Origin of the sequence: Streptomyces sp. NPDC005898 (genome assembly GCF_040629635.1) — a bacterium.
In the GTDB taxonomy this organism is placed as follows: Bacteria; Actinomycetota; Actinomycetes; order Streptomycetales; family Streptomycetaceae; genus Streptomyces.
The window spans coordinates 177,511-202,401 of sequence record NZ_JBEXWC010000007.1; the positions used below are offsets into that span (position 1 = coordinate 177,511).

Sequence of the window (24,891 nt, forward strand, 5' to 3'; positions counted from 1 at the left end):
GAAGGCTACCGCGCGCCGCCGGCTCACCACTCCAGGGCCCAGGGCCTGCCGGACCCGGCGAAGTGGCCCACGTTCACGCACTCGGTGGCGCCGACGCGCATGCGCCGGACCAGGGGCTGGTGGACGTGGCCGAAGAGCGCGTACTTGGGGCGGGTCCTGCGGATGGCTTCGAGCAGGGCCCGGCTGCCGCGCTCGAAGCGGCGGGCCACGGTGTCGTAGAGCAGCTCGGGGACGTCCGGGGGGATGTGGGTGCACAGGACGTCGACCTCGCCGACGGCCTCGATCTTGGCGGCGTACTCCTCGTCGCCGATCTCGTAGGGCGTGCGCATCGGGGTGCGCAGGCCGCCGCCGACGAAGCCGAAGACGCGGCCGCCGATCTCCACGCGCTCGCCGTCCAGGACGGTGGTGCCGGGACCGGCGTATTCACGCCACAGGGTCGGCATGTCGACATTGCCGTAGGTGGCGTACGTAGGGGTGGGGAAGGCGGCGAACAGCTCGGCGTACTGCTTGCGGACCGCGCGTTCGATGGCCGGGACGCGGTCGACGCCCGCCCACAGCCGCGCGCCGAACGCCCTGGCCTCCTCGAAGCGGCGGGCGGTGCGCAGCTCGACCAGCCTGCTCGCGTTCCGCGCGCCGAACAAGTCGGGGAAGATGCCGCGCGAGTGGTCGGCGTAGTCCAGGAAGAGGACGAGGTCGCCCAGGCAGATGAGCGCGTCGGCGCCGTCCCCCGCGCGGGCGAGTTCCGCCGCGTTGCCGTGCACGTCACTGACCACATGGACCCGGAAAGCTGGCATGCGGATCACCCTAGGACGGCCGCCCGGGCGGCGGTAGGGCCCGGGCCCACGGCCGGACCTGCGGTTACTTCCGAGTCGGGAAGGGGGTGGCGTACTGTGCGGTTCAGACCAACGGCGACGTGTGACGCACCGAACATCTGGGCCCGCCCCCCTACCGAACAAGCCATACCGGTGGGTAACGTCCGGGCAGTCCAGTAGTGCTCAGCCCCCCACTCGACTGAGCACCTGCCCGATCTTGGACCGCACCGTCGCAGCACACAACGTCGTGGCGCCGGCGCCCTATGTAGGAGCAGCAGTCTTGCGCGAGTTCAGCCTTCCGGCCCTGTACGAGGTCCCCGCGGACGGCAATCTGACCGACATCGTCCGTAGAAACGCCGCGCAGCACCCGGATGTCGCCGTCATCGGCCGCAAGGTCGGCGGCAGCTGGCAGGACGTCGACGCCAGGACCTTCCTCGCCGAGGTGCGCGCCACCGCCAAGGGGCTGATCGCCGCCGGCGTGCGGGCCGGCGACCGCGTCGGCCTGATGTCCCGTACCCGGTACGAGTGGACGCTGCTCGACTTCGCCATCTGGAGCGCCGGCGCGGTGACCGTGCCGGTGTACGAGACCAGCTCGGCCGAGCAGATCCAGTGGATCCTCGGCGACTCCGGTGCCGTGGCCTGCGTCGTCGAACTGGACGCGCACGCCGCCGCCGTGGAGTCCGTCCGCCACGGGCTGCCCGCCCTCGCCCACGTCTGGCAGATCGACAAGGGCGGCGTCGAGGACCTGAACCGCGCGGGCGCCGAGGTCTCGGACCAGACGGTCGACGAGCGCAGCGCGGTCGCCAAGGCCGACGACCCGGCCACCATCGTCTACACATCCGGCACCACGGGCCGCCCCAAGGGCTGCGTCCTGACGCACCGCAGCTTCTTCGCCGAGTGCGGCAATGTGGTGGAGCGCCTCAAGCCCCTCTTCCGCACGGGCGAGTGCTCGGTCCTGCTCTTCCTTCCCGTGGCCCACGTCTTCGGACGCCTGGTCGAGGTCGCCGCCCTGATGGCGCCGATCAAGCTGGGCCACGCGCCCGACGTGAAGAACCTCACGGAGGAGCTGGCCTCCTTCCGGCCGACCATGATCCTGGGCGTCCCGCGCGTCTTCGAGAAGGTCTACAACTCCGCCCGCGCCAAGGCCCAGGCCGACGGCAAGGGCAAGATCTTCGACAAGGCCGCGGACACGGCGATCGCCTACAGCCGCGCGCTCGACACCCCCTCGGGGCCCTCCCTCGGCCTGCGGATCAAGCACAAGGTCTTCGACAAGCTGGTCTTCAGCAAGCTGCGCGCGGTGCTCGGCGGCCGCGGGGAGTACGCGATCTCCGGCGGCGCCCCGCTCGGCGAGCGCCTCGGCCACTTCTTCCGCGGCATCGGCTTCACGGTCCTGGAGGGCTACGGCCTGACCGAGTCCTGCGCGGCCACCGCCTTCAACCCGTGGGACCGCCAGAAGATCGGCACGGTGGGCCAGCCGCTGCCGGGCTCGGTGGTGCGGATCGCCGACGACGGGGAAGTACTGCTGCACGGCGAGCACCTGTTCTCGCGGTACTGGAACAACGAGGGCGCCACCGAAGAGGCCCTCGCCGACGGCTGGTTCCACACCGGCGACATCGGCACGCTCGACGAGGACGGCTATCTGCGCATCACCGGCCGCAAGAAGGAGATCATCGTCACCGCCGGCGGCAAGAACGTCGCCCCGGCCGTGATCGAGGACCGCATCCGGGCGCACGCGCTGGTCGCCGAGTGCATGGTCGTCGGCGACGGCCGCCCCTTCGTGGGCGCGCTGGTCACCGTGGACGACGAGTTCCTCGGCCGCTGGGCCGCCGAGCACGGCAAGCCCGCCGGGTCGACGGCCGCGTCCCTGCGCGAGGACGTGGATCTGCTCGCGGCGATCCAGAGCGCGGTGGACGACGGCAACGCGGCGGTCTCCAAGGCGGAGTCTGTACGCAAGTTCCGGGTGCTGGCCTCGCAGTTCACGGAGGAGTCGGGGCATCTGACGCCGTCGCTGAAGCTGAAGCGGAATGTGGTGGCCAAGGATTACGCGGACGAGATCGAAGCGATTTACCGCGGGTAGCGTCAGCGGGTGCGCCCACTCGCCGTGGGGGGCCTCTTGATGGGCGGCTCCCGGTCTCGTGTGGTTGCGGCGCCCACTCGCCGTGGGGGACCTGTCGTCTCGCGGCTTGCGGAGTTCTGTGGTTGCTCGCGCCGTTCCCCGCGCCCCTGGGGGGCGGGCTGCGCCCGCTTTTCTGTTGGCGGGGCGGTGGTCCTGCCTCAGGGGCGCGGGGAACTGCGCGAGCGGCCCACGACGGCCGTCGGGTGAGTGACGACTTCTGGCTGCGGCTCGGGGCGCCCACTCGCCGTGAGGGGTCTGTCGTCTCGCGGCTTTCGGGCCTCTCTTGGTTGCTCGCGCCGTTCCCCGCGCCCCTGAAAGACGGGCTGCGCCCGCTTTCCCGTTGGCGGGGCACGGGGAACTGCGCGAGGACCCTTAGAGCAGGGCGCGGAGTCGGTCCGCCAGGAGGTCCCAGCGCCATTTTTCCTCTACCCAGGCGCGGCCCCGCCGGCCCATGCGGGCGCGTAGCTCCGCGTCCGCCAGCAGCGCGGTGACGCGCTCCGCCGCCTCCTCGGGGGCGCCGCCCCGGACGACCCAGCCCGTCTCCCCGTCCAGGACCGCGTCCGGCGCCCCGCCGGAGTCACCGGCGACGACGGGCAGCCCGGTCGCGGACGCCTCCAGGTAGACGATGCCGAGGCCCTCGACGTCCAGGCCCCCGCGCCGGGTCCGGCACGGCATGGCGAAGACGTCACCGGCGCCGTAGTGCGCGGGCAGCTCCTCCCACGGCACCGCCCCGGTGAAGCGCACGGAGTCCGCGACGCCGGTCTCGGCGGCCAGCTTGCGCAGGTCGCTCTCGTAGGGCCCGCCGCCGACGACCAGGAGCACCGCCTCCGGCTCCGCGGCGAGAATCCTCGGCATGGCGAGGATCAGCGTGTCCTGCCCCTTGCGCGGCACGAGCCGCGAGACGCAGACCACGACGGGACGGTCGCTCAGGCCGAGCCGGGCCCGCACGACGTCGCCCCCGGACCCCGGGTGGAAGGTCTTCTCGTCGACCCCGGGCGGCAGTTGGACCATGCGCTCCGCAGCGGCCGGCGTCAGCGCGGCGGCGATGCGCGAGCGCGTGTACTCACCGAGATAGGTGATCGTGTCCGTCGACTCGCCGATCCGCCGCAGGAGTTGCCGCGAGGCGGGCAGCTGGGCCCAGCCGGCCTCGTGGCCGTGCGTGGTGGCGACGAGCCGCGTGGCGCCCGCCCTGCGCAGCGCGGGCGCCATGAGCCCGAGCGGCGCGGCCGCCCCGAACCACACCGACGTACAGCCGTGTTCGCGCAGGAGCGAGACGGCGCGGCGGGTGGCGCGCGGGGTGGGCAGCAGCATCGTCGTGGGGTCCCGGACGACCTTGAAGGGCTGCTCGGCGTCGAAGGCCGCGGTGGCCTCGGCGCCCTCGCGGCCGCGCTTCCAGGTGGAGGCGTAGACGATGAGCCGCTCGGGGTCCAGGCGCAGCGCCATGTTGTGCAGGAACGCCTGGATGCCACCGGGCCTGGGCGGGAAGTCGTTCGTGACGATCAGGGTCTTGTGCATCGCGCACGACAGTACCGAACGGCCCGGCCTCTTCGTCCGCCGCCGGTCCCACCCGGCATCATGACTCCACGAATCACGACGAAGCATGTGAAAAGGGGCGAGGAGCGCATGACAGGCACAGCACGCGTCCTGACCGTCTGGGCCCCGACCAGGATCCTCCTGCTGCTCTGCGTCTTCCGGGTGCTCGTCGTCCCGGGCCCGGACGTCACGAGCGATGTCTCGGTCATCTATCAGGGCTGGTACGAGGTCCTGCGCACCGGCACCTTCCCGCTCGACGACGTCACCTGGCAGTACCCGCCCGCCGCCGCCCTCGCCGTCCTCTCCCCCGCCCTGCTGCCCTTCCTCGGCTACGCCTCGGCCTTCTTCGTCCTCGCCTTCCTCGCGGACACGGCGGTCTGCGGGCTGCTCCTGTACGCGGGCCGGCGGCCCGGCAAGTCGTCGCGCGGGCTGTGGGTGTGGGTCGTGGGCGTGCCCCTGCTCGGCCCGACCGTGTACGCCCGCTACGACGTGATGGTGACCGCCGTCGCGGTCGCCGCGCTGCTCGCGGGGGCCGGCCGGCCCCGGGTGGCGGGGGCCCTCGCCGGGTTCGGGGCGCTGCTCAAGGGGTGGCCGGTGCTGCTGCTCGTCGGCACCCCGCGCGGGCGGGTGACGCGGCGGTCCTGGTCCGCCGCGGCGGGCACCGCGCTCGGCGCCGCGCTGGTGTTCCTCGTGGCGATGCCGGGGGCGCTCGCGTTCCTCACCTTCCAGCGTGACCGCGGCACCGAGGTGGAGTCCCTCGGCGCCCTCGTCTTCCATGTCGGGCGCCACCTCGGCTGGCGGGGCGAGGTCCGGCTCAACTACGGCTCGGTGGAGTTCCTCGGCCCGTACGTCCCCCTGGTGAGCGCGGCGGCGCAGCTCCTGTCGGCGGCGGCCCTGAGCTGGCTCGTGGCGTGGCGGCTGTACGCCCGGGCCTGGGCGGCGAACACCCTCGCGGACGCGGCCTTCGTGGCGGTGCTGCTCTTCACCGTGACGAGCCGGGTGATCAGCCCGCAGTACATGCTGTGGCTGGTCGGCGCGGCCGCCGTGTGCCTGGCGTTCCGCACGAGCCGCATGGAGCTGCCGGTGCGCCTGGTGCTGGTGGCCACGTTCGTGACGTTCCTGGAGTTTCCGGTGTGGTTCTCGCACGTCGTGGTCAGCGACCCGCTGGGCGTCGCCCTGATGTGCGTACGCAACGGCCTGCTGGTGGCGGCGACGCTGCTGGCCTGCCGCACCCTGTGGCGCCAGACCCTGTCCGAACCCCGCGAGCGGTCGGGCGGGACCGCGCCTGGGCGGGTCAGCCCAGCTCCGAGCGCAGATACGTGCGCCAGCGCGCCGTGAAGTCGCGCGGTGTGGTGTGCAGGACGTCCCGCAGCGCGTCCCGGACCGCGCCCGCCCGCCGGTCGTGCTCCCCGACGGCCCGGTAGAAGTCGGTCAGCCGCCGCTCGCCCCACCGGTCGGCGATCATCCGGCAGGCCAGCCACGCGCCCTCGTACGACTGGGCGAGGCGCCCGGCGTCGCCGGCGAACCCGAAGTCCTCGTCCTCGGGCAGCGCGCCGGGCAGCGAGCCGCCGCGCACCGCCCGCCGCAGCTCGGGCGCGGCCTGCCGCGCGGTGCGGCCCGTGCCGCGGTAGCCGACCCAGTCCGCGAAGCCCTCGGAGAGCCAGAGCGGGGTGGCATCGGAGGTGTGCGCGCGGGTCGCCACGTGGGCCGTCTCGTGGGTCAGGACGACCTGCTTGCCGAGGTCCCCGAGGATGCCGTACGCCTCGGGGTTGACGAGGATCCGGTCCGCCGGGGCGCGCCCCGAGCCGCCCGCCTCGCCCGTGGTGACCGCCGCTATCCCCCGGTACCCGGACACGGGCGCGCCGAGGAGGTCCGCCATGTCCTTCAGGGAGCGGGGCACGAGGACGACGACCTTCCCCGCCCACGCACCCGGCCAGGCGTCCCGCACGGCGGGCACCGCCCGGTCGGCGGGCCCGGCGAGGCCGCGCAGCTCCGCGGTGCTGTGCCCGACCCCGAGGACGAGGCTGTGCCGGCCCCGCACGACCGCGACCCGCCCCTGGTCCCAGAGCTGCTCGCCCGCCTGCCGCGCGGGCCGCTCGGAGGTGACGTACCACTGTCCGCCGTGCCGTTCCAGCGTGAGCGTGCGCGCGGCGGTGCGCGGGGCGCGGTCGTGGCCCTTGAGGCGGTAGCGCAGTTCGGCGCTCGCGGTGGCCCGGGCCCCGGTGCGGTCCAGGCTCTTGAGGCGGTACTCCCAGGAGTCCAGCGGCAGGGCGCGCACGCGGGCCAGGAGATCGGGCGGACGGGGCGCGCCGGCCGCCCGCCGCTCGGTGCGTCCGTAGGCCTGCTCGTCCCGGTCGAGGACCGCGTGCGCGCGCCGGTCCAGGAGTCTGCGGACGTCCCCGGCGGCGGCGTCCGGTACGGGGTCGGCGCCGCAGCCGGACAGCACGGCGAGGCAGAGCGCGACGCACAGCGCCACCGCCCACGACCCACGCCCGCCACCGGCCATCTTCCCGATCGTACGGGGCGGTGGCGGGCGCCCCGAGGTCAGATCCGGGTCACGGAGGAGACCGGCATCATGCCGACGGGGTCGTAGCGGACCGGTGCGCCGGGGTGCGGGGCGTGCACGACCTGGCCGTTGCCCACGTACATCCCGATGTGGCTGGCGTCGTCGCGGTAGGCGACGAGGTCACCGGGGCGCGCCTGGGCCAGCGGCACCTGCCGTCCGGCGTACCGCTGGGCCTGCGAGGTGCGCGGCAGGCCGACGCCGGCCTGGGCGTAGGACCACTGCATGAGGCCGGAGCAGTCGAAGCCGGAGGGTCCGTTGCCGCCCCACACGTAGGGGCGGCCGATGGCGGACCGGGCGGCGGCGAGGGCTGCGGCGGCCCGGGCGGAGGGGGCGGCGCCGGGCTGCGGCAGGTCCTCGCGGCCGCTGGTGCGCGAGGACCTCTCGCGGGCCTCGCGCTCCTTGCCCGGCAACGCGTTGAGCAGCCGCCTGGCCTGGGCGAGCTTGTGCTCGACGGTGCGCTTGTGGCGGGCGACGACGGCGCGGCTCTTCTCCAGCTCGGCGAGCTTGCGCCCGGCCTCGGCGCGCTGCTGGGCGAGGCCGCGCTGCGCCCGGCTGAGGTCGGCGAGGCGGCCCGCGTGCCGGGTGCTGACGCGGTCCAGTGCCGTGGCCTTGTCGAGGTAGCCCTCCGGGTCGGAGGAGAGCATCAGCTGGAGCGCGGGGTCGATGCCGCCCTCGCGGTACTGCGCCCCGGCGAGCGCGCCGAGCGAACCGCGCATCTCGTTGATCCGCTGCTGGCCGCGCGCGACGCGGTCCCTGGCCCGCTCGACCTGCGCGCGCAGCCTGTCCGCGCGCTCGTCGGCCTTGTTGTAGGCCTCGGTCGCCCGCTCGGCCTGTTCGTACAGCCGGTCCACCCTGGAGTGGGCGTCGGACGGCTTGTCCCGCGGCGCCGCGTCCGCGGGCACGCCGCCGAGGGCGACGGCCGCGGTGGCGGCGGCGGCCGTGAGGACGGTGGCGCGCGTGCTCCGGTCGATGCCGGGCTGGGCGGGACGGCGATGGGACACCACGGGTAGCCGCTCTCCCTTCCGCTGGAGGGCCCCCCGGCCGGCCCGGGGGAACGCGCGCCGACAGTAGCCGTGCGCATCCCCGGCGGCCAACGACCCGGATGGGTGCGGACAGCGCGACGCCCCGCCTCAGACGCAGGTCATCAGCGGGGCGCGGGGGTCAGCGCGAGGTGCCGTAATTCGCCCGTTCGGACGGTTCGGCACGCGTGTTGACGTCAGGCGACGCGGACGCCGAACTGGAAGTCGCCGAGGTACTCCATCGCCTCGTAGCGCACCACGGCGCCCGGCTTGGGGGCGTGCAGCACCTGGCCGTTGCCGGCGTAGAGGCCGACGTGCGCGAGGTTGTTGAAGAACACCAGGTCGCCGGGCTTGAGTTCACCGCGGCCGATCTTGGTGCCGTCGTTCTGCTGCGTGTACGTGGTCCGGGTGAGGGAGACGCCCGCCTGGGCGTACGACCACTGGGTAAGGCCCGAGCAGTCGAAGGAGTTGGGGCCGGTGCCGCCGGAGACGTACGGCTTGCCGAGCTGGGTGGCGGCGGCGTTCAGGGCGGCGGCGCCGCGGCCGGAGGCGGGGGCCTCCTTGCCGAGGTCCGCGGGCTTGTCGGCGGCGCGGTCGGCGGCACGGCTCGCGCGCTGCTTCTCCTTGGCGGCCAGGTCCGACTTCTCCTTGGCCGTCAGGGTGTTGAGGAGCTTCTGCGCCTCACCGAGCTTGCCCTGGACCTCACGCTTCTTCTTGCCCAGTTCCGTACGGGTGTCGGCGAGGTCGTCCAGCTTGCCGGCGGCCTCCTTGCGCTGCTGCGCGAGGTCCCGCTGCTTCTTCTGGATCTTCTTGAGCGCCTCGACCTGCTGGCTGCTCAACTGGTCCAGGGTGGACGCCTTGTCGAGGTAGTCGTCCGGGTCGGAGGAGAGGAACAGCTGGAGGGAGGGGTCGATGCCGCCGGAGCGGTACTGGGCGCTGGCCATCGTGCCGAGGCCGTCGCGCAGGTCGTTGAGCTGCTCCTGGCCCTTGGCGACCTTGTCCTGGAGAGCGTCGATCTGCTTCTCCAGCTTCTCCTGCTTCTCCTTGGCCCCGTTGTACTTGTCGGTGGCCCGTTCCGCGTCCTCGTAGAGCTTGTCGACCTTGGACTTGACCTCGTCCTTGCCCGGCTTCGGCGCGGCCTGGGCGGCGCCCTGCGAGGTGAGGGCCACGGCAGCGGCGGCGGTCGCGGTGAGCACGGTCACGCGAGTGCGGCTCGGCTGCTTGGGTCGACGGTGGGACGCCACTCGGGCGGCTCCTTCTTCCTCCAGCCGCCTACCGAGACGCGGCGGGCGGGTACCACCGCCGCCACCCCGGATGGGTGATCAACCGAGCGGGGGTTCGAAGGGTGACCCTAGTGACCTTCTTGTGATCAGTTCAAATCACGTCGGCAAAAAATCGGTCGCGAAGCGCATTCTTTACCGATAAGGCACAGCCGGTGATGACCTTCTGACGCTACGCCACTCCGGTCGACGCTCAATTCGGGCATACGACCCAGGAGTTGCACCAGGCACGTTAGCCCCGCGAAAGCCTCTTCAGCAGGACCGCCGAAGCCACCGGCCGCGCGCCCGCCTTCGCGATCCCGTCGGCCACCTCACGGTCGGTCGACACGACGACCACGGGCCTGCCGGGCGGCTCGGCGCGCACCAGCTGGCGGATCAACTCGTCCGCCGTGACACCGGGCTTGGAGAACAGCACCCGCACCCCGCGCGGCGGCGCCAGCAGCACCGGAGCGGCCAGCTCCGCGCCGTCGAAGACGCAGGTGACCTCGGCGCCCGACTGCAGGGCGAGCTGCGAGAGCGAGCCGAGCAGGCGCAACCGCTGCTTCTCCAGCGGCATGGTCGGATAGCCCGTCTTGGTGACGTTGTAGCCGTCGACGACCAGATGCGCCTGGGGCAGCGCGAGCAGCTGATCCAAGATCGCCGGATCGTTCTCGGAGAGGGCGCGGGCGGCGATGTCCTTGGGGGACATCCGGCCGGGCTCCACGGCGTCCACGGTCTCGGCGGGGCGCACGGAGACCGGCGGCAGGGCCAGCTCGCGCCGCAGCCCCTGGGCCGACTCCAGGACCGTGTCGAGCAGCAGGCGCACCCGCATGTCCTCCACGCTGCGCCCCTCGCGGACGGCCCTGCGGCTGGCCTCCAGGGCGGCCTCGGTCTCGCCGAGCCGCGCCTTGAGCCGCCGCGTCTCGCTCTCGGCGGCGGACAGGAGCGCCTGCTGTTCGGCGCGGACCGCCTCGGTCTCGGCGGTCGCCTTGCGCAGCGCCGCCTCGCCGCGCTTGACGTCACTGAGCGCGCCGCGCAGCTTGCGGTGCATCGACTCGGCTTCCCTGCGCGCCGCGTCCAGCTCCGCGCGCAGCCGCTCGGTCTCCGCCCTGGTCTGGCCGCGGGCGGCGGCCAGCTCCTCGCGCAGCCGCTCCAGCTCGGCCCTGGTCTCCTCCTGCACGCGCTCGGCGTCCGCCCGCTGGGCCTCCTCGCCCGCGGCGGTCACCAGCTTCACCCAGCCGGGCGGGCGCAGCACGAAGGCCGCGGCGGCCACGTCCAGGGGGTCGGCGGCCGGCGGCGGGGTGCCCGCGTCCAGGGCGGCGGCCAGCTCGGCCTGCGCCTCCCTGAGGCGCTCACCGATGCGCTGGCGGAAGAGGGTGTCGCCCTCCAGGGCCGCCGCCATGGCGTTGGCCGCGAACTTGGCGCGCCGGGTGGGCGTGAAGCGGGCGTACTGCCTCAGCTGGGCGGGCAGTTCCGCCATGGTCAGCCCGCCGAAGCCGTCCGAGACGATCTGCACGACCCGTCGGCGCACCCCGTCGGGCAGCGGACGGTCGAGCACCTCAGCGGTGCCGTCGTCCGGCTCCCCGCCCGCGCTCTCCACCATCCGTCACCCCACTAGCCGTGCGGGCCCGCTCCCTCAGGAGTCGGTGCCCGGCCTGTCCACGAGTTCCACCTGATCCACCGCGTTGCACCAGCGGCAGCGCACCGACTCGATGGTCTCACTGACCACCTCGCGTTCCTCGACGTTCGACTCACCGGCCAGGTCGAGATGCACATACTCGACGACCTTGGAGGTGCGGGTCACGTCGAAACGCGTGAGATTGCCGCAGAGCGTGCAGCGCCACCGGGTGGTGGCGGTCGGCAGGGGAACCGTCATCGTGGCTGTTCGCTTTCCTCGGTGGCCGTGCCCGCCCGCGGTGCTCGGCGAGGCGCATCGCCCGTAACCCTAAGGCCTGTAAGGGTCGCCGTGCGGCGGTGTCCGGCCCGGCATGGCGGTCTATGCGGGTAGCTCCCGTTACGTCATGCTCTGCCCATGATCAAAGCATGGAGCCCGAAGGCGGTCCGGCTGCTGGGGGGCCGGTCGGCCCCGATGACCCATGGCCTGATCGCCGTCTGCTGCCTGATCTTCGTGATCTCCCCGGTCTCCGGGTTCAACCCCGCCCACGGCACCGGTGACCAGCTGCTCGCCGCGCAACAGGCCTACTTCGAACGCTGGGGCGTGGTCCCCGCCGAGCTGTTCAGCGGCGTCCCACGGGCCGCCCTTGGCCCGTTCACCGCGCTGTTCGTGCACGGCAGCTGGGTGCACCTGCTCGGGAACATGCTGTTCCTGTACGTCTTCGGGGCCATGGTCGAACAGCGCATGGGACATGTGCCCTACGCACTCTTCTACGTCGTCTGCGGCTATTTCGCCCTGCTCGCCTACGCGGCGGCGCACGCGGGTTCCGGCCAGACCCTCGTCGGGGCCTCCGGGGCGATCTCCGCGGTCCTCGGCGCGTTCCTGCGCCTCTTCCCGAAGGCGCGCGTCACCAGCCTCTTCCCGTTCCTGTTCTTCCTGCCCCTGCGCTTTCCCGCCTGGCTCGTGCTGCCGTTCTGGGTGACGCTCCAGTGGCTGGCGGCGGGGCAGGCCGGCAAGGGCACCGGAGTGGCCTATCTGGCCCACCTCGTCGGCTTCTCCCTGGGCTTTCTCTACGCCTGGGGGTGGTCCGCGCGGAAGGCTAAGGTGACAGGCACAGCAGTACCGGCCACCGAGGGAGACAGCCAGCCGTGATCACCGCGATCGTGCTCATCAAGACCAGCGTGGACCGGATTCCGGAGATCGCCGAGTCGATCGCCGCGCTCGACTCGGTCAGCGAGGTCTTCTCCGTGACCGGCACCTACGACCTGATCGCGATGGTGCGGGTGCCGCGCCACGACGACCTCGCGGACGTCATCCCCGGGCGGATCAGCAAGATCCCCGGCGTGGAGGCGACGGACACCCACGTGGCGTTCCGCACGTACTCGCAGCACGACCTGGAAGCGGCGTTCGCGATCGGCCTCGACTCCTAGCCCCCCGGCGGGACCTCTCAGGCGGCGCCGGTGTCCGGCACGCAGCGGCCGTCCTGCGTGCGGTAGCTCCAGCGCGCGCCGTCGGCCACCAGCTCCTTGACGGCGCCCACGAACCGCTCGACGTGCTCGTCCGGGGTGCCCGCGCCGAAGCTCACGCGGATCGCGTTCAGGGACTTCTCGCCCGGCGCGGCCTCGGGGGCGCCGCACTCGCCGGGCTCCTCGCTCTCGGCACCGAGCAGGGTGCGCAGCAGCGGGTGGGCGCAGAACAGGCCGTCGCGTACGCCGATGCCGTACTCGGCGGAGAGCGCGGCGGCGAAGTGCGAGCTGTTCCAGCCGTCCACCACGAAGGAGATGACGCCCACGCGCGGCGCGTCGTCACCGAAGAGCGAGAGGATCCGCACGGCGGGCACCTCGGCGAGCCCCTCGCGCACCTTCCCGATCAAGTGCTGCTCCCGGGCGACCAGCTCCTCGAAGCCGGCCTCGGTGAGCGCCTTGCAGGCGGAGGCGATGGAGTAGACGCCGATCACGTTCGGCGAGCCGGCCTCGTGGCGGGCGGCGCTCTCGTGCCACTCGACGTCCACGCCGCCGCCCGCTTCCTTGGGGCGCCGCGCCACCTTGCGCGAGGCGCCGCCGCCCGCGAGGTAGGGCTCGGCCGCCCGCAGCCAGTCGGAGCGTCCCGCGAGCACGCCCGAGCCGAACGGCGCGTACAGCTTGTGCCCGGAGAAGGCGACCCAGTCGACGTCCAACTCCCGTACGGAGACCGGGTGGTGGGGGGCGAGCTGCGCGGCGTCCAGGACGATGCGGGCGCCGTGGGCGTGCGCGGCGGCGGCCAGCTCCCGCACCGGCCACAGCTCGCCGGTGACGTTCGAGGCGCCGGTCACGCACACCAGGGCGGGCCCGTGGGGTTCGCGGGCGGCCAGGGCCCGCTCCAGGGTCCGCACGGCCTCGGCGTGGGTGCGCGGCGCGTCGAGGTAGGTGACGCGGGCGTCCCGCCAGGGCAGCAGCGAGGCGTGGTGCTCGGTCTCGAAGACGAAGACCTCGCAGCCGGCGGGCAGCGCGGCGGCGAGCAGGTTCAGCGAGTCGGTGGTGGACCGGGTGAAGACGACCTGGTCGTCCGGGCGGCAGTCGAGGAACTCCGCGACGGCCGTACGGGAGTTCTCGAAGAGGTCGGTGGACAGCTGCGAGAGGTACCCGGCGCCGCGGTGCACGCTGCCGTAGTACGGCGCGTACGCGGCCACGTCGTCCCACACCCGCTGGAGCGCCGGCGCGCTCGCCGCGTAGTCGAGGGCGGCGTACGTCACCTCGCCGCCGGTGACGAGCGGCACGGTGACGTCCCGGCCGAGGACGGCCAGCGGGGCACAGACGGACGAGTCGGCGGCAACGGCGGAAACAGACATGGCGAACTCCCGTAAGAGGCAAGTGAGTTCACTGCGTCGACGCGCGTACGGCAGAGGTACGGCGGTGCAGTGACGAAAAGAAGAAGGTGTGCGGAAAAGGGGCGACGAGGCCCTAACACATTCGCTTGCTCACGAGACTGCTCCCTTGAGGACCAGGACCCCAGGGCTGTGACATCCACCGATGTCCAGGGGTCCGCGCTTGCCATACGCCTTGCTGCGTACGACCTGGTCTTCACCCGGGGCACCCCGCCACGGACGGAGGGTTGCCGGACAGCGGGCCGGGGCCGTAGTCGCTGTCACTCATGACCTGTGCAGCATCTTGCCACACGATCTTCGGCGCGCAAGGCGCGGTCCAGAATCCGGACCGCGCCGTGCGTCACACGGGTGAGGGGGGTTCAGCGGTTGCTGGCCGCCACCCAGCGCTCCAGGGCCTTCTTGGCGGCCCCGGAGTCGATCGACTCGGCCGCCCGGTCCATGCCCGTGCGGATCTGCTCCGTGAGGGTCCCCGGCTCCTGCGCGAGGGCCACCAGGGCCGCCGCCGAGTTCAGCAGGACCGCGTCGCGCACCGGCCCCTTCTCGCCGTCGAGCAGCCGCAGCGCCACCTCGGCGTTGTACGCGGCGTCGGCGCCGCGCAGCGCCTCGACGGGCACCAGGTCGATCCCCACGTCGCGCGGGTCGAAGGCCTCCTCGCGCACGGCGCCGTCGCGCACCGTCCAGACCCGGGAGGTCGCCGTCGTCGTCAGCTCGTCCAGCCCGTCGTCGCCGCGGAAGACCAGCGAGGAGTTGCCGCGCTCGGCGAAGACACCGGCGACGACCGGGGCCATCCGCGCGTCGGCGACCCCGACGGCCTGGGCGCGCACCCGGGCCGGATTGGTGAGCGGGCCCAGGAGGTTGAAGACGGTCCGGATGCCCAGCTGGCCGCGCGCGGCGCCGGCGTGTCGCAGCGCCGGGTGGAACTTCACCGCGAAGCAGAAGGTGATGCCCGCCTCCTCGGCGACCTCCACGACCCGCTCGGGGGTCAGCTGGAGGTTGACGCCGAGCCTCTCCAGCACGTCGGAGGCGCCGCTGGCCGAGGACGCGGCGCGGTTGCCGTGCTTGACGACCTTCGCGCCGGTGCCGGCCACGACGATGGCGGACATGGTGGAGATGTTGACGGTCTTGGCGCCGTCACCGCCGGTGCCGACGATGTCGACGGTCCGCCCCGGCACCTCGATCACGTTGGCGTGGTCGTACATGGTGCGGACCAGGCCGGAGATCTCCTGCACGGTCTCGCCCTTGGCCCGCAGCGCCACGACGAAGCCCGCGATCTGGGCGTCGGTGGCCTCGCCGCGCATGATGCGGTCCATGGCCCAGGCCGTGTCGTCGGCGCTCTGGTCGCGCCCGTCGAGCAGGCCGTTCAGCACGTCGGGCCAGGAACGGCCCGCCGCGGTCGTGCCTCCTGCGGGGGTCACAGCGCTCATGGCCGCTCCTGGTGTTCGTCTGTCGGGGAAGGAAGAACCCGACGCGTCGGCCGGGCCGGGTCCTCGGTGTCCACCCTATCCAGCCGCCGGGACGGCAAAGAGCCCCGTCCATGAACCGGACGGGGCTCTTGCCGTGGCGACCATGTGGGTCCCCCGCCCCGGCGAGGCCGAAAGTGGGGGAGGTCAGAGCTCGTGGAGCTTCAGGTGATCAGTGGTGGCCGTGGCCGCTGGTGATCTCCTTGTACTCCTCGACGGTGGGCTTGGGGATCTGGTTGTCGTCCCCGTAGTAGCCCTGGGAGAGCTTGGCCCGGAGCTTCTGCGAACCGGACACCTTGCGCTCGACACCGTTCTCGTCGACCGAGGGGCCGATCTCGACCGGCGCGTACTGCTCGTGCGCGGTGAGCGTGTGCAGCTGCCCCTGGTCGAGCGGCTCGTGGACCTCGATGAACTCACCGTGCGGCAGGCGCTTGATGATGCCCGACTCGCGGCCGTGCAGCACCTTGTCCTTGTCGCGGCGCTGGAGGCCGAGGCAGATCCGCTTGGTGACGATGAAGGCGATGACCGGTCCGACGAAGAAGAAGATCCGGACGAACCAGGTGATCGCGTTCAGCGACAGGTGGAAGTGCGTGGCCCACAGGTCGTTGCCGCCACCGACGAGCATGATCATGTACGCGGTGATCCACGCGACACCGAAGGCCGTACGGGTCGGGACGTTGCGCGGGCGGTCCAGGATGTGGTGCTCGCGCTTGTCCCCGGTGACCCAGGACTCGATGAACGGGTAGACCGCGATGGCCGCGAGGACCAACGGGAAGATCACCAACGGGATGAACACACCGAGGACCAGCGTGTGGCCCCAGAGGTTGATCTCCCAGCCCGGCATGACACGGATCAGGCCCTCGGCGAAGCCCATGTACCAGTCGGGCTGGGCGCCGGTGGACACGTGGTCCGGACGGTAGGGGCCCATCGCCCAGATCGGGTTGATCGAGGCGATGGCCGCGATGGCCGCGATGACACCGAAGACCAGGAAGAAGAAGCCTCCGGCCTTGGCCATGTACACGGGCAGCAGCGGCATGCCGACGACGTTCTTGTTGCTCTTGCCGGGGCCCGCGAACTGCGTGTGCTTGTGGTAGAAGACCAGGATCAGGTGCGCCACCATCAGGCCCAGCATGATGCCCGGCAGCAGCAGGATGTGCACCGAGTAGAACCGCGCCACGAAGTCGCCGCCCGGGAACTCCCCGCCGAACAGGAACATCGACAGATACGTGCCGACGACCGGGACGGACAGGATCGCGCCCTGCATGAAGCGCACACCGGTGCCGGAGAGCAGGTCGTCCGGGAGCGAGTAACCGGTGAAACCGGTGAACATGCCGAGGACGAACAGCAGGAAGCCGAACAGCCAGTTGACCTCACGCGGCTTGCGGAAGGCGCCCGTGAAGAACACGCGCATCATGTGCACGAACATGCCGGCGAGGAAGATCAGCGCCGCCCAGTGGTGGATCTGCCGGATCAGCAGACCACCGCGCACATCGAAGGAGATGTGCATGGTCGAGTTGAACGCCTCGGACATCAGCTGTCCCTGCAGCGGGACGTAGCTGCCGTGGTACTCCACCTCGTTCATCGACGGGTGGAAGAACAGCGTCAGATACACACCCGTGAGGATGATGATGATGAAGCTGTACATGCAGATCTCGCCGAGCATGAAGGACCAGTGGTCCGGGAAGATCTTGCGCATGTTGGCCTTGGCCAGGGAGTAGATCCCAAGGCGGCCGTCGGCCCAGTCGGCCACCCGCTCGCCGGCGGGTGCCTTCTTCTTGTTGTCGCTGCTCATCAGGTCAGCCCCTCTCGAAGAAGGCAGGACCGACGGGCTCTTCGAAGTCGCCGAGCGCCTCGAGGTAGCCCTCCTCGTTCACACCGATGCGCAGCTGCGGCAGGGGGTGACCAGCGGGGCCGAAGATCACTCGGGCACCGTCGGAGAGGTCGAAGGTGGACTGGTGGCACGGGCACAGGACGTGGTGCGTCTGCTGCTCGTACAGGGAGATCGGGCAGCCCACGTGGGTGCAGATCTTGGAGTACGCCACGACGCCCTCGTGCGACCACTCGAGCTCGCGCTTGTCCTTGATGTTCTCCGGCTGGATCCGGACGATCATCAGGGCGGCCTTGGCGATCTGGGTCTGGAAGTCGTGGTCGTGCTCCGACATGCCCTCGGGCATGGCGAACGTCAGCGAACCGACCTGCACGTCCGAGGGACGCAGCGGCTCGTTGGTGTTCATGTTGACGAGCTTCTTGCCCTTGGCCCACTTGGTGTGCCGGAGCTTGTCCTCGGGCAGCGGACCGAGGTCGCGCAGGAGGACGACACCGGAGAGCGGGACCAGGGCCAGCGCGCCGAACATCGTGTTGCGGATCAGCTTGCGCCGGCCGAACTGCGACTCCGCGGCACCGGCCTTGAAGTCGGCCATGACCTTGGCCCTGACCTCGGGCTCGGCCTCGATCGGGTGACGCTCGTCGGCGACCTCCACGTCGGACATCAGGGTGCGGGCCCAGTGGACCGCACCCGCGCCGATGCAGAAGAGCGCGAGGCCGAGGGTCAGACCCAGGGCGAAGTTGAGCCCGCTGATGTGTCCGATCGGCCAGACGAAGACGCTGCGGTCGGCCGGGATGGTCACGAACGCGGCGATGAAGCCGACCGTGGCCAGCATGGACAGCGTGAACAGGAACGCGATCGCACGCTCGGAGCGCTTCGCGGCCCGCTCGTCGATGTCCTGGATGCGGTGCTGGTGGGGCGGGAGCCCCGGGTCGGCGAACGGGTTCTCGTCCGCGACCGCCACCGAACCGTGCTCGGGCTCGGTCACCTGCTTGCTGGGCAGGTTCTCTTCTGGAATCTCTTGGCTACTCATGACTTCTTGGCCTTTGCGGTCCGAGCGGCGACCCACACGGCGACCGCGATCAGCGAGCCGAGACCGAAGATCCAGCCGAAGAGGCCTTCACTGACCGGGCCCAGCCCACCCAGCTTGAGACCGCCGGGGCTCTGGGTCTTCTCGCCGTTGACCGCGTCGAGGTACGCGATGATCTCCTTCTTCTCCTTCTCCGGCATCGTGGTGTCGGGGAAGGACGGCATGTTCTGCGGGCCGGTCTGCATGGCCTCGTAGATGTGCTTCGGGGAGACACCTTCGAGTGACGGCGCGTACTTGCCGTGCGTCAGCGCGCCACCCTCACCGGTGAAGTTGTGGCACTGCGCGCAGTTGGTGCGGAACAGCTCGCCACCCTTGGCGATGTCCGCCCCGGCCGGGCTGTACTGCTTCTCGGTGGGGACCGAGGGACCGGCGCCGAGCGAGGAGATGTACGCCGCGAGCTGGTCGATCTGGGCCTGGTTGTAAATGACCTTCTTCTTGGGCGCCTGGGCACCCTGCTGCTGGAGCGGCATACGCCCGGTGCCGACCTGGAAGTCGACCGCCGCGGCGCCCACGCCCGTCAGCGGCGGACCGTCGGAGGACCCCTGACCGCCGGTTCCGTGGCAGCTGGAGCAGCCCACGGCGTAGAGCTTCTTGCCCTCGTCGATGGCGAGGGACTGGGCGGTGTCGTCGGCCTGCGCCTTGTCCGCCGGCGCGAACGCGGCGTACAGCCCCCCGGTGGCCGCCAGCGCGAGGAGTAGGACGACGACCGCCGCCAGCGGATGGCGTCGTCGTGCGGAGAGCTTTTTCACGGATTACCCCGGTGTCAGGATCTTCTGCGTCGATGCTGGAATGTGTCGGTACGTCGCGCGAGCGACCCCGCCGATTACTTGATCATGTAGATCGTGGCGAAGAGTCCGATCCAGACCACATCGACGAAGTGCCAGTAGTAGGACACGACGATGGCTGCGGTCGCCTGTTCATGGGTGAACTTCCTGGCCGCGTAGGTGCGGCCGAGGACCAGCAGGAAGGCGATCAGGCCGCCTGTCACATGCAGTCCGTGGAAGCCGGTGGTCAGGTAGAAGACCGAGCCGTACGGGTCGGAGGAGAGCGAGAGCCCGTCCTTCTTGACCAGCTCGGTGTACTCGAACACCTGACCGCCGATGAAGATCGCACCCATGATGAAGGTGACGATGAACCACATCCGGAGCTTCTTCACGTCGCCACGCTCAGCGGCGAAGACGCCGAGCTGACACGTGAGAGAGGAGAGCACCAGGATGGTGGTGTTCGTCGCCGAGAACGGGAAGTTCAGGGCCGAGGCCATTTCCTTCCAGTGATCAGGACCTGTCACCGATCGCAGGGTGAAGTACATCGCGAAGAGGGCCGCGAAGAACATCAGCTCGGAACTCAGCCAGATGATGGTTCCGACGCTGGTGAGGTTCGGTCGATTGACCGGCGGGTGCGCGTGCCCGGTATCTACTGTCGTTGCTGTCGCCACGACCGACATTATGTCGGTCGCTTATCCCGCCCTCACCCCGGGGGGTGCCGTTCGGAGTGTCTGCGGGGTGTGTCCTGCCCGTATGGCCCATCGGAGGCCTGTCCGAACCGCTGTTGACGGGGTGTCGGGAGGGGTAGCATCCGCGCATCGGTCCCCGATCCCACGACGGCACAGCCTGTTCAGCTCGATGATCTGGAGGAACAATGCAGCCGACCGCCACGGTGCTGGTCTACAGCGACAACGCGAGCACCCGCGAGCAGGTCCGGTCGGCCACCGGGCGCAGGCCGGCGACGGACGTTCCCGAGGTCGAGTTCATCGAGTGCGCGACCCTGCCCGCCGTGCTCAAGCAGCTGGACGAGGGCGGCGTCGACGTCTGCGTGCTGGACGGCGAGGCGACGCCGGCGGGCGGCATGGGCGTGTGCCGTCAGATCAAGGACGAGATCTTCCAGGCGCCGCCGGTCCTGCTGCTCATCGGGCGCCCCCAGGACGCCTGGCTCGCCACCTGGAGCCGCGCGGAAGCGGCGGTGACCCTTCCGGTCGAACCGGTGGAGTTCGCGGACGCGCTGGCGGGCCTGCTGCGCGGCAGGGCGGCCGTGCGGGCCTGAGGCCCGAGGGCAGGGGCCACAGCGGCCCGGCCGGGGTCTCACGGCGCGGTGTGGGGCCCTGTGAGCCGTCTCCTGCGGCCTCGCTAGACCTGCGGCCGCAGTCGGGCCGCGTCGGCCGCCGTGGGGCCCTCCTTGGTGCCGGACAGCAGCGCGCTGCCCTTGCGCCAGTTCGTCCAGCTCATGTTCCAGTCGCCGAGGCCGTTGCCGAACGCCGGCATGTCCTCGCCGTAGCTGTTGACGACCTTCACCAGGTCGCCCTGGCGCACGTTCTCGTAGAACCAGGCGGCGTTGCCGGTGCTCATGCCGGTGCAGCCGTGGCTGGTGTTCGCCACGCCCTGGGAGCCGGTCGACCAGGGCGCGGCGTGCACGTACTCGCCGGAGTCGGTGACCCGCGTCGCGTAGTAGACCTGCTTGTCGTAGAAGTCCGAGGCGCCGATGCTGGCGCTGGTCATGCGTACGGAGTACTCCTTGCCGAGCACGACCTTGACGCCGTTGCGGGTGGAGTAGCCGGGCTTGCCGGTGGTCACCGGGATCGAGTTGATCTCCTTGCCGTTGCGGTAGACCGTCATCCAGTGGGATCCGGCGTCCGTCACGGCCTCGACCCGGTCCCCGGTGGTGAACTTCAGGGGCTTGCTCTCGCCGCCCCACAGCTTGTCGGCGACCTTGATGCCCGCCAGGTTGCTGGACACGCTGATCGTGGCGCGGGCGGGCCAGTACTCCTTGGGGCGGTAGTGCAGCGTCTTGTCGTCCACCCAGTACCAGGCGCCCTCGACCGCGGGCACCGACCGGACCTTCAGGGCCCGCTCGACGGTCGCCCTGGCCTCCTTGCCCTTCACCGCGGCGTCGAGGGAGGCGATGACGGGCTGTCCGACGCCGTAGGTGCCCGCCTCGGGGCCGAAGGTGACGCCCAGCCGCTTCTTCTTGGGCGGCACCTCGGTCTCGAAGTTCATGACCTTGCGGCCCGGCGCGCCCTCCTCGTCCTCGGTGCTCACCCGGACGGTGTACTGGGCGCCTGCCGCCAGCGGGCCGGTGCTGCGCCAGCGGGCGCCGTCGGCGGAGAGTTCGCCCGCCACGTACCGCCCCAGGGCGTCGGTGGCCGTGACGTCGGTGATGCGTCCGTCCTCGCCCTGTGCGGTGACCTCAAGGGGCTTGTCCGGGTCCGCCTTCTTGCTGCCCACCGGGCCGTTGAAGGCGATCTGGCCGGCCGCGTCGTACGGCTTCGCCGAGAGCGGGTGGCCGTCGGGGCCGCCGCATGCCGTGGCCCCCGCACCGAGTGCGGCCACCAGCATCGTGCAGCTCAGTACCGTGGGGATTCGCGGTGAGTGGCTCATGAACTCACGGTAGGGAGGTTCATCCGGTCCGGCGCGGTGAGTGACCCGTTGGAGGGGCGAGCGCGACACGCCGAGGGGCCCGGACGCTCCTGACGGAGTGTCCGGGCCCCTGGCGCGGGCGGGAGCTACAGACTCACTGGGTCTGGTTCTCGCCGCGGTAGTACTCGAAGACCCAGCCCCACAGGCCGATGAGCAGGAGGGGGGCGGAGAAGTACAGCAGCCACCAGCCGATGGCGATGCTCATGAAGGCGAGCGCGCCGCCGATGGCCAGCGAGAGCGGCTGCCAGCTGTGCGGGCTGAAGAAGCCCACCTCGCCGGCCTCGTCCGCGACGTCGGCCTCCTTGTTGTCCTGTGCGGAGGCGTCGACCCGCCGGGCCGTGAAGGCCAGGTAGTAGCCGATCATGATGCACAGGCCGAAGGCCAGGAAGAGCGCCGTGGTACCGGCCGGCTCCTTCGACCACACGCCATAGACGATCGCCATGGCGAGGACGAAGACGCTCAGCCAGATGAACATCTTGCCCTGGATCTTCACTTCGCGGCCTCCTTGTCGCCACCGAACATCTTGGTGTCCTTCTGCCCGGCGTTCTCGATCTGGCCGAGCGCGGCGATGTCGGGGTGGTGCAGGTCGAAGGCCGGCGATTCACTGCGGATGCGCGGCAGGGTGAGGAAGTTGTGCCGCGGCGGCGGGCAGGACGTGGCCCACTCCAGCGAGCGGCCGTAGCCCCACGGGTCGTCGACCTCGACCTTCTTGCCGTACTTGGCCGTCTTCCAGATGTTGTAGAAGAACGGCAGGATCGACAGGCCGAGCAGGAACGAGCTGATCGTCGAGATCGTGTTCAGCGCGGTGAAGCCGTCGGCGTCGAGGTAGTCCGCGTAACGACGCGGCATGCCCTCGGCGCCCAGCCAGTGCTGGACCAGGAACGTGCCGTGGAAGCCCACGAACAGCGTCCAGAAGGTGATCTTTCCGAGGCGCTCGTCGAGCATCTTGCCGGTGAACTTCGGCCACCAGAAGTGGAAGCCGGAGAACATCGCGAAGACGACGGTGCCGAAGACCACGTAGTGGAAGTGCGCCACCACGAAGTACGAGTCCGAGACGTGGAAGTCCATCGGCGGCGAGGCCAGGATGACACCCGTCAGACCGCCGAAGGTGAAGGTGATCAGGAAGCCGACCGCCCACAGCATCGGGGTCTCGAAACTCAGTGACCCCTTCCACATGGTGCCGATCCAGTTGAAGAACTTCACGCCTGTCGGTACGGCGATGAGGAACGTCATGAAGGAGAAGAACGGCAACAGCACGCCGCCCGTGACGTACATGTGGTGCGCCCACACCGTCACCGACAGACCCGCGATCGCGATCGTCGCACCGATCAGGCCCATGTAGCCGAACATCGGCTTGCGGGAGAAGACCGGGATGACCTCGGAAATGATTCCGAAGAATGGCAGCGCGATGATGTACACCTCTGGATGGCCGAAGAACCAGAAGAGGTGTTGCCAGAGCAATGCGCCGCCATTGGCCGCGTCGAAGACATGGGCACCGAATTTGCGGTCCGCCTCCAGGGCGAACAGCGCGGCGGCCAGGACCGGGAAGGCCAGCAGCACGAGGACGGCCGTCAGCAGCACGTTCCACACGAAGATCGGCATGCGGAACATGGTCATGCCGGGCGCGCGCATGCAGATGATCGTGGTGATGAAGTTGACCGAGCCGAGGATCGTGCCGAAGCCGGAGAAGGCCAGACCCATGATCCACATGTCGGCGCCGATGCCCGGGGAGCGGACGGCGTCCGAGAGCGGGCTGTAGGCGAACCAGCCGAAGTCGGCCGCGCCGTTCGGCGTGAGGAAACCACCGACCGCGATGAGCGAGCCGAACAGGTAGAGCCAGTAGGCGAACATGTTCAGTCGCGGGAAGGCGACGTCGGGCGCGCCGATCTGCAGCGGCATGATCCAGTTCGCGAAGCCGGCGAACAGCGGCGTCGCGAACATCAGCAGCATGATCGTGCCGTGCATCGTGAACGCCTGGTTGAACTGCTCGTTCGACATGAGCTGCGAGCCCGGGCGGGCGAGTTCGGCGCGCATGAAGAGCGCCATCACTCCGCCGATGCAGAAGAACGCGAACGAGGTGACCAGATAGAGCGTGCCGATGGTCTTGTGGTCAGTGGTGGTCATCCACTTGACGACGACGTTTCCCGGCCGCTTGCGCCTGACCGGCAGCTCGTTCTCGTACGAGTCTTCTGCTGCCGCGGCACCCTGAGGTTCGTTGAGGATGCTCACAGGTTGTTCGTCTCCCGGTTCTTCTCGTGGGGCGTCTGCTCGATGCCGGCCGGGATGTAACCGGTCTGGTTCTTCTTCGCCAGGTCCTCGAGGTGCTGCTTGTAGCGCTCGGGAGAGACGACCTTGACGTTGAAGAGCATCCGGGAGTGGTCGACGCCGCACAGCTCGGCGCACTTGCCCATGAAGGTGCCCTCCTTGTTCGGAGTCACCTCGAAGGCGTTGGTGTGGCCCGGGATGACGTCCTGCTTCATGAGGAACGGCACCACCCAGAAGGAGTGGATGACGTCACGCGAAGTCAGGACGAAACGAACCTTCTCGCCCTTGGGGAGCCAGAGGGTCGGGCCGGGGTTTCCGTTCTGGGGGTTCCGCTCACCGGGCGTGCCGACTTCGTAGACGCCGTTGGCCTTGGCCGGGAAGTCGTCGCGGAACTTGTCCGGGATGGCCTCCAGGTCCTTGGAGGTCCTGGCGTTCTCCTTGCCCGCGCCCGGAACGTTCTCGACGTAGTTGAAGCCCCAGCTCCACTGGTAGCCGACCACGTTGATGGTGTGGGCCGGCTTGTCCTCGAGCTTGAGGAGCTTCGACTCGTCCCGTGCCGTGAAGTAGAACAGCACGGAGACGATGATGAGGGGGACGACCGTGTACAGCGCCTCGATGGGCATGTTGTAACGGGTCTGAAGAGGAACCTCCACCTTGGTGCGGCTTCGCCGGTGGAAGATGACGCTCCACAGGATCAGGCCCCAGACCAGCACGCCCGTGGCGAGCGCTGCCGCCCACGAGCCCTGCCAGAGGGAGAGAATCCGCGGAGCCTCTTCCGTTACCGGGGTCGGCATTCCAAGGCGGGGGAAATCCTTGTATGTGCAACCGGTGGCGGTCGCCAGGATCAGGCCCGCAGTCAGCACCTGCGGCAGCTTCCGCCGCATCGGGCGCCGCGACGAGCGGTCGGAGCCGTTGGGACTCACGTAGCGCCTTCCCGAGAGTCTCGCCCGCGCTTGTCGGCTGCGGCCTTCTCGCTGGTCGGTCGCCGCCCTGCGACGGGCAGGGGTTTGGATGTTTATGCGGACCAAACCCTACTGGACGCATTTTGGGGTCGCGCG

General features: G+C 70.4%; 22 protein-coding genes and 1 riboswitch. Of the genes, 5 read left to right on the plus strand and 17 right to left on the minus strand.

Going from position 1 to position 24,891, the window contains the following annotated elements; genetic code table 11:
• Nucleotides 1–23: 23 nt before the first annotated feature.
• Nucleotides 24–794, minus strand: coding sequence for a metallophosphoesterase (locus ABZ385_RS12675; RefSeq protein ID WP_358911277.1), 771 nt, complete (start codon nt 792–794; stop codon nt 24–26).
• Nucleotides 795–1,092: 298 nt separating this feature from the next.
• Here ABZ385_RS12675 and ABZ385_RS12680 point away from each other — a divergent pair, with 298 nt between their 5' ends.
• A complete protein-coding gene (locus ABZ385_RS12680; RefSeq protein WP_358911279.1) occupies nt 1,093–2,889 on the plus strand; it encodes an AMP-dependent synthetase/ligase in 1,797 nt (598 codons plus the stop codon).
• A gap of 411 nt (nt 2,890–3,300) precedes the next feature.
• Here ABZ385_RS12680 and ABZ385_RS12685 read toward each other — a convergent pair whose 3' ends face one another.
• Complete coding sequence (locus tag ABZ385_RS12685; protein WP_358911281.1) at nt 3,301–4,443, minus strand: glycosyltransferase family 4 protein; 1,143 nt, start codon at nt 4,441–4,443, stop codon at nt 3,301–3,303.
• A 108-nt stretch (nt 4,444–4,551) separates the two neighbouring features.
• Between ABZ385_RS12685 and ABZ385_RS12690 the strand changes: the two genes are divergently transcribed.
• Complete coding sequence (locus ABZ385_RS12690) at nt 4,552–5,799, plus strand: glycosyltransferase family 87 protein (RefSeq protein ID WP_358911283.1); 1,248 nt, start codon at nt 4,552–4,554, stop codon at nt 5,797–5,799.
• Here the strand turns inward: ABZ385_RS12690 and ABZ385_RS12695 are convergent.
• From ABZ385_RS12695 to ABZ385_RS12715, 5 genes are all read right to left on the minus strand, one after another.
• The gene (locus ABZ385_RS12695) at nt 5,756–6,967 is read right to left on the minus strand and encodes a hypothetical protein (protein WP_358911285.1); all 1,212 of its coding nucleotides are present in this window, start codon (nt 6,965–6,967) and stop codon (nt 5,756–5,758) included. The genes ABZ385_RS12690 and ABZ385_RS12695 overlap by 44 nt on opposite strands.
• A 38-nt stretch (nt 6,968–7,005) precedes the next feature.
• Nucleotides 7,006–8,031, minus strand: coding sequence for an NlpC/P60 family protein (locus ABZ385_RS12700; RefSeq protein ID WP_358911286.1), 1,026 nt, complete (start codon nt 8,029–8,031; stop codon nt 7,006–7,008).
• A gap of 212 nt (nt 8,032–8,243) precedes the next feature.
• Nucleotides 8,244–9,290: an NlpC/P60 family protein gene (locus ABZ385_RS12705; protein ID WP_358911287.1), complete on the minus strand. Its 1,047-nt coding sequence runs from the start codon at nt 9,288–9,290 to the stop codon at nt 8,244–8,246.
• 268 nt (nt 9,291–9,558) lie between these two features.
• Nucleotides 9,559–10,908, minus strand: a complete 1,350-nt coding sequence (locus tag ABZ385_RS12710) for an NYN domain-containing protein (protein ID WP_358584054.1) — start codon at nt 10,906–10,908, stop codon at nt 9,559–9,561.
• A gap of 33 nt (nt 10,909–10,941) precedes the next feature.
• Nucleotides 10,942–11,181 (minus strand): hypothetical protein, encoded by a 240-nt coding sequence (locus tag ABZ385_RS12715; protein ID WP_358584052.1) that lies wholly within the window; start codon nt 11,179–11,181, stop codon nt 10,942–10,944.
• A gap of 156 nt (nt 11,182–11,337) precedes the next feature.
• Here ABZ385_RS12715 and ABZ385_RS12720 point away from each other — a divergent pair, with 156 nt between their 5' ends.
• Nucleotides 11,338–12,072 (plus strand): rhomboid family intramembrane serine protease, encoded by a 735-nt coding sequence (locus ABZ385_RS12720; protein ID WP_358911289.1) that lies wholly within the window; start codon nt 11,338–11,340, stop codon nt 12,070–12,072.
• Entirely contained in the window at nt 12,069–12,350 is a 282-nt protein-coding gene (locus tag ABZ385_RS12725) for an Lrp/AsnC ligand binding domain-containing protein (protein ID WP_125512351.1), read from the plus strand. Before ABZ385_RS12720 ends, ABZ385_RS12725 begins: the two co-directional genes overlap by 4 nt.
• Nucleotides 12,351–12,367: 17 nt before the next feature.
• On the opposite strand, the gene ABZ385_RS12730 is transcribed toward ABZ385_RS12725, so the two are convergent.
• From ABZ385_RS12730 to ABZ385_RS12755, 6 genes are all read right to left on the minus strand, one after another.
• The gene (locus ABZ385_RS12730) at nt 12,368–13,747 is read right to left on the minus strand and encodes an aminotransferase class V-fold PLP-dependent enzyme (RefSeq protein WP_358584048.1); all 1,380 of its coding nucleotides are present in this window, start codon (nt 13,745–13,747) and stop codon (nt 12,368–12,370) included.
• Between the two features lie 190 nt (nt 13,748–13,937).
• Nucleotides 13,938–14,055: riboswitch (SAM riboswitch) on the minus strand.
• An 87-nt stretch (nt 14,056–14,142) separates the two neighbouring features.
• The gene (gene trpD, locus ABZ385_RS12735; RefSeq protein WP_358584046.1) at nt 14,143–15,207 is read right to left on the minus strand and encodes an anthranilate phosphoribosyltransferase; all 1,065 of its coding nucleotides are present in this window, start codon (nt 15,205–15,207) and stop codon (nt 14,143–14,145) included.
• 208 nt (nt 15,208–15,415) lie between these two features.
• On the minus strand, nt 15,416–17,035 hold the full coding sequence (locus tag ABZ385_RS12740; RefSeq protein ID WP_358584045.1) for a cytochrome bc complex cytochrome b subunit: 1,620 nt from the start codon (nt 17,033–17,035) through the stop codon (nt 15,416–15,418).
• A gap of 4 nt (nt 17,036–17,039) precedes the next feature.
• Nucleotides 17,040–18,101, minus strand: a complete 1,062-nt coding sequence (locus ABZ385_RS12745; protein WP_358584043.1) for a Rieske 2Fe-2S domain-containing protein — start codon at nt 18,099–18,101, stop codon at nt 17,040–17,042.
• Nucleotides 18,098–18,907, minus strand: coding sequence for a cytochrome c (locus ABZ385_RS12750; RefSeq protein WP_358584041.1), 810 nt, complete (start codon nt 18,905–18,907; stop codon nt 18,098–18,100). Before ABZ385_RS12750 ends, ABZ385_RS12745 begins: the two co-directional genes overlap by 4 nt.
• Before the next feature lie 74 nt (nt 18,908–18,981).
• Nucleotides 18,982–19,602 (minus strand): heme-copper oxidase subunit III, encoded by a 621-nt coding sequence (locus ABZ385_RS12755; protein ID WP_205035075.1) that lies wholly within the window; start codon nt 19,600–19,602, stop codon nt 18,982–18,984.
• Nucleotides 19,603–19,796: 194 nt separating this feature from the next.
• Here ABZ385_RS12755 and ABZ385_RS12760 point away from each other — a divergent pair, with 194 nt between their 5' ends.
• A complete protein-coding gene (locus tag ABZ385_RS12760; RefSeq protein ID WP_358584039.1) occupies nt 19,797–20,198 on the plus strand; it encodes a hypothetical protein in 402 nt (133 codons plus the stop codon).
• Nucleotides 20,199–20,281: 83 nt separating this feature from the next.
• Here the strand turns inward: ABZ385_RS12760 and ABZ385_RS12765 are convergent, their stop codons facing one another.
• The 4 genes from ABZ385_RS12765 to coxB all read right to left on the minus strand — a co-directional run bounded on the left by ABZ385_RS12765 (nt 20,282) and on the right by coxB (nt 24,756).
• On the minus strand, nt 20,282–21,529 hold the full coding sequence (locus ABZ385_RS12765) for an Ig-like domain-containing protein (protein ID WP_358697584.1): 1,248 nt from the start codon (nt 21,527–21,529) through the stop codon (nt 20,282–20,284).
• Between the two features lie 133 nt (nt 21,530–21,662).
• Nucleotides 21,663–22,061 carry a cytochrome c oxidase subunit 4 gene (locus ABZ385_RS12770; RefSeq protein ID WP_358584035.1) on the minus strand — a complete coding sequence of 133 codons (399 nt, stop codon included), beginning with the start codon at nt 22,059–22,061 and terminating at the stop codon, nt 21,663–21,665.
• Nucleotides 22,058–23,797 carry a cytochrome c oxidase subunit I gene (gene ctaD / locus ABZ385_RS12775; RefSeq protein WP_358584034.1) on the minus strand — a complete coding sequence of 580 codons (1,740 nt, stop codon included), beginning with the start codon at nt 23,795–23,797 and terminating at the stop codon, nt 22,058–22,060. Before ctaD ends, ABZ385_RS12770 begins: the two co-directional genes overlap by 4 nt.
• The gene (gene coxB / locus ABZ385_RS12780; RefSeq protein ID WP_358584032.1) at nt 23,794–24,756 is read right to left on the minus strand and encodes a cytochrome c oxidase subunit II; all 963 of its coding nucleotides are present in this window, start codon (nt 24,754–24,756) and stop codon (nt 23,794–23,796) included. The genes ctaD and coxB overlap by 4 nt, the downstream gene beginning before the upstream one ends.
• Nucleotides 24,757–24,891 lie beyond the last annotated feature (135 nt).

Excerpts from the sequence above, each read along its gene's own strand:
- ABZ385_RS12675 (WP_358911277.1), bottom strand. The coding sequence starts at position 794 with ATGCCAGCTTTCCGGGTCCATGTGGTCAGTGACGTGCACGGCAACGCG.
- ABZ385_RS12685 (WP_358911281.1), bottom strand. The coding sequence starts at position 4,443 with ATGCACAAGACCCTGATCGTCACGAACGACTTCCCGCCCAGGCCCGGT.
- ABZ385_RS12690 (WP_358911283.1), top strand. The coding sequence starts at position 4,552 with ATGACAGGCACAGCACGCGTCCTGACCGTCTGGGCCCCGACCAGGATC.
- ABZ385_RS12695 (WP_358911285.1), bottom strand. The coding sequence starts at position 6,967 with ATGGCCGGTGGCGGGCGTGGGTCGTGGGCGGTGGCGCTGTGCGTCGCG.
- ABZ385_RS12710 (WP_358584054.1), bottom strand. The coding sequence starts at position 10,908 with ATGGTGGAGAGCGCGGGCGGGGAGCCGGACGACGGCACCGCTGAGGTG.
- ABZ385_RS12715 (WP_358584052.1), bottom strand. The coding sequence starts at position 11,181 with ATGACGGTTCCCCTGCCGACCGCCACCACCCGGTGGCGCTGCACGCTC.
- ABZ385_RS12720 (WP_358911289.1), top strand. The coding sequence starts at position 11,338 with ATGATCAAAGCATGGAGCCCGAAGGCGGTCCGGCTGCTGGGGGGCCGG.
- ABZ385_RS12730 (WP_358584048.1), bottom strand. The coding sequence starts at position 13,747 with ATGTCTGTTTCCGCCGTTGCCGCCGACTCGTCCGTCTGTGCCCCGCTG.
- trpD (WP_358584046.1), bottom strand. The coding sequence starts at position 15,207 with ATGAGCGCTGTGACCCCCGCAGGAGGCACGACCGCGGCGGGCCGTTCC.
- ABZ385_RS12740 (WP_358584045.1), bottom strand. The coding sequence starts at position 17,035 with ATGAGCAGCGACAACAAGAAGAAGGCACCCGCCGGCGAGCGGGTGGCC.
- ABZ385_RS12745 (WP_358584043.1), bottom strand. The coding sequence starts at position 18,101 with ATGAGTAGCCAAGAGATTCCAGAAGAGAACCTGCCCAGCAAGCAGGTG.
- ABZ385_RS12755 (WP_205035075.1), bottom strand. The coding sequence starts at position 19,602 with ATGTCGGTCGTGGCGACAGCAACGACAGTAGATACCGGGCACGCGCAC.
- ABZ385_RS12760 (WP_358584039.1), top strand. The coding sequence starts at position 19,797 with ATGCAGCCGACCGCCACGGTGCTGGTCTACAGCGACAACGCGAGCACC.
- ABZ385_RS12765 (WP_358697584.1), bottom strand. The coding sequence starts at position 21,529 with ATGAGCCACTCACCGCGAATCCCCACGGTACTGAGCTGCACGATGCTG.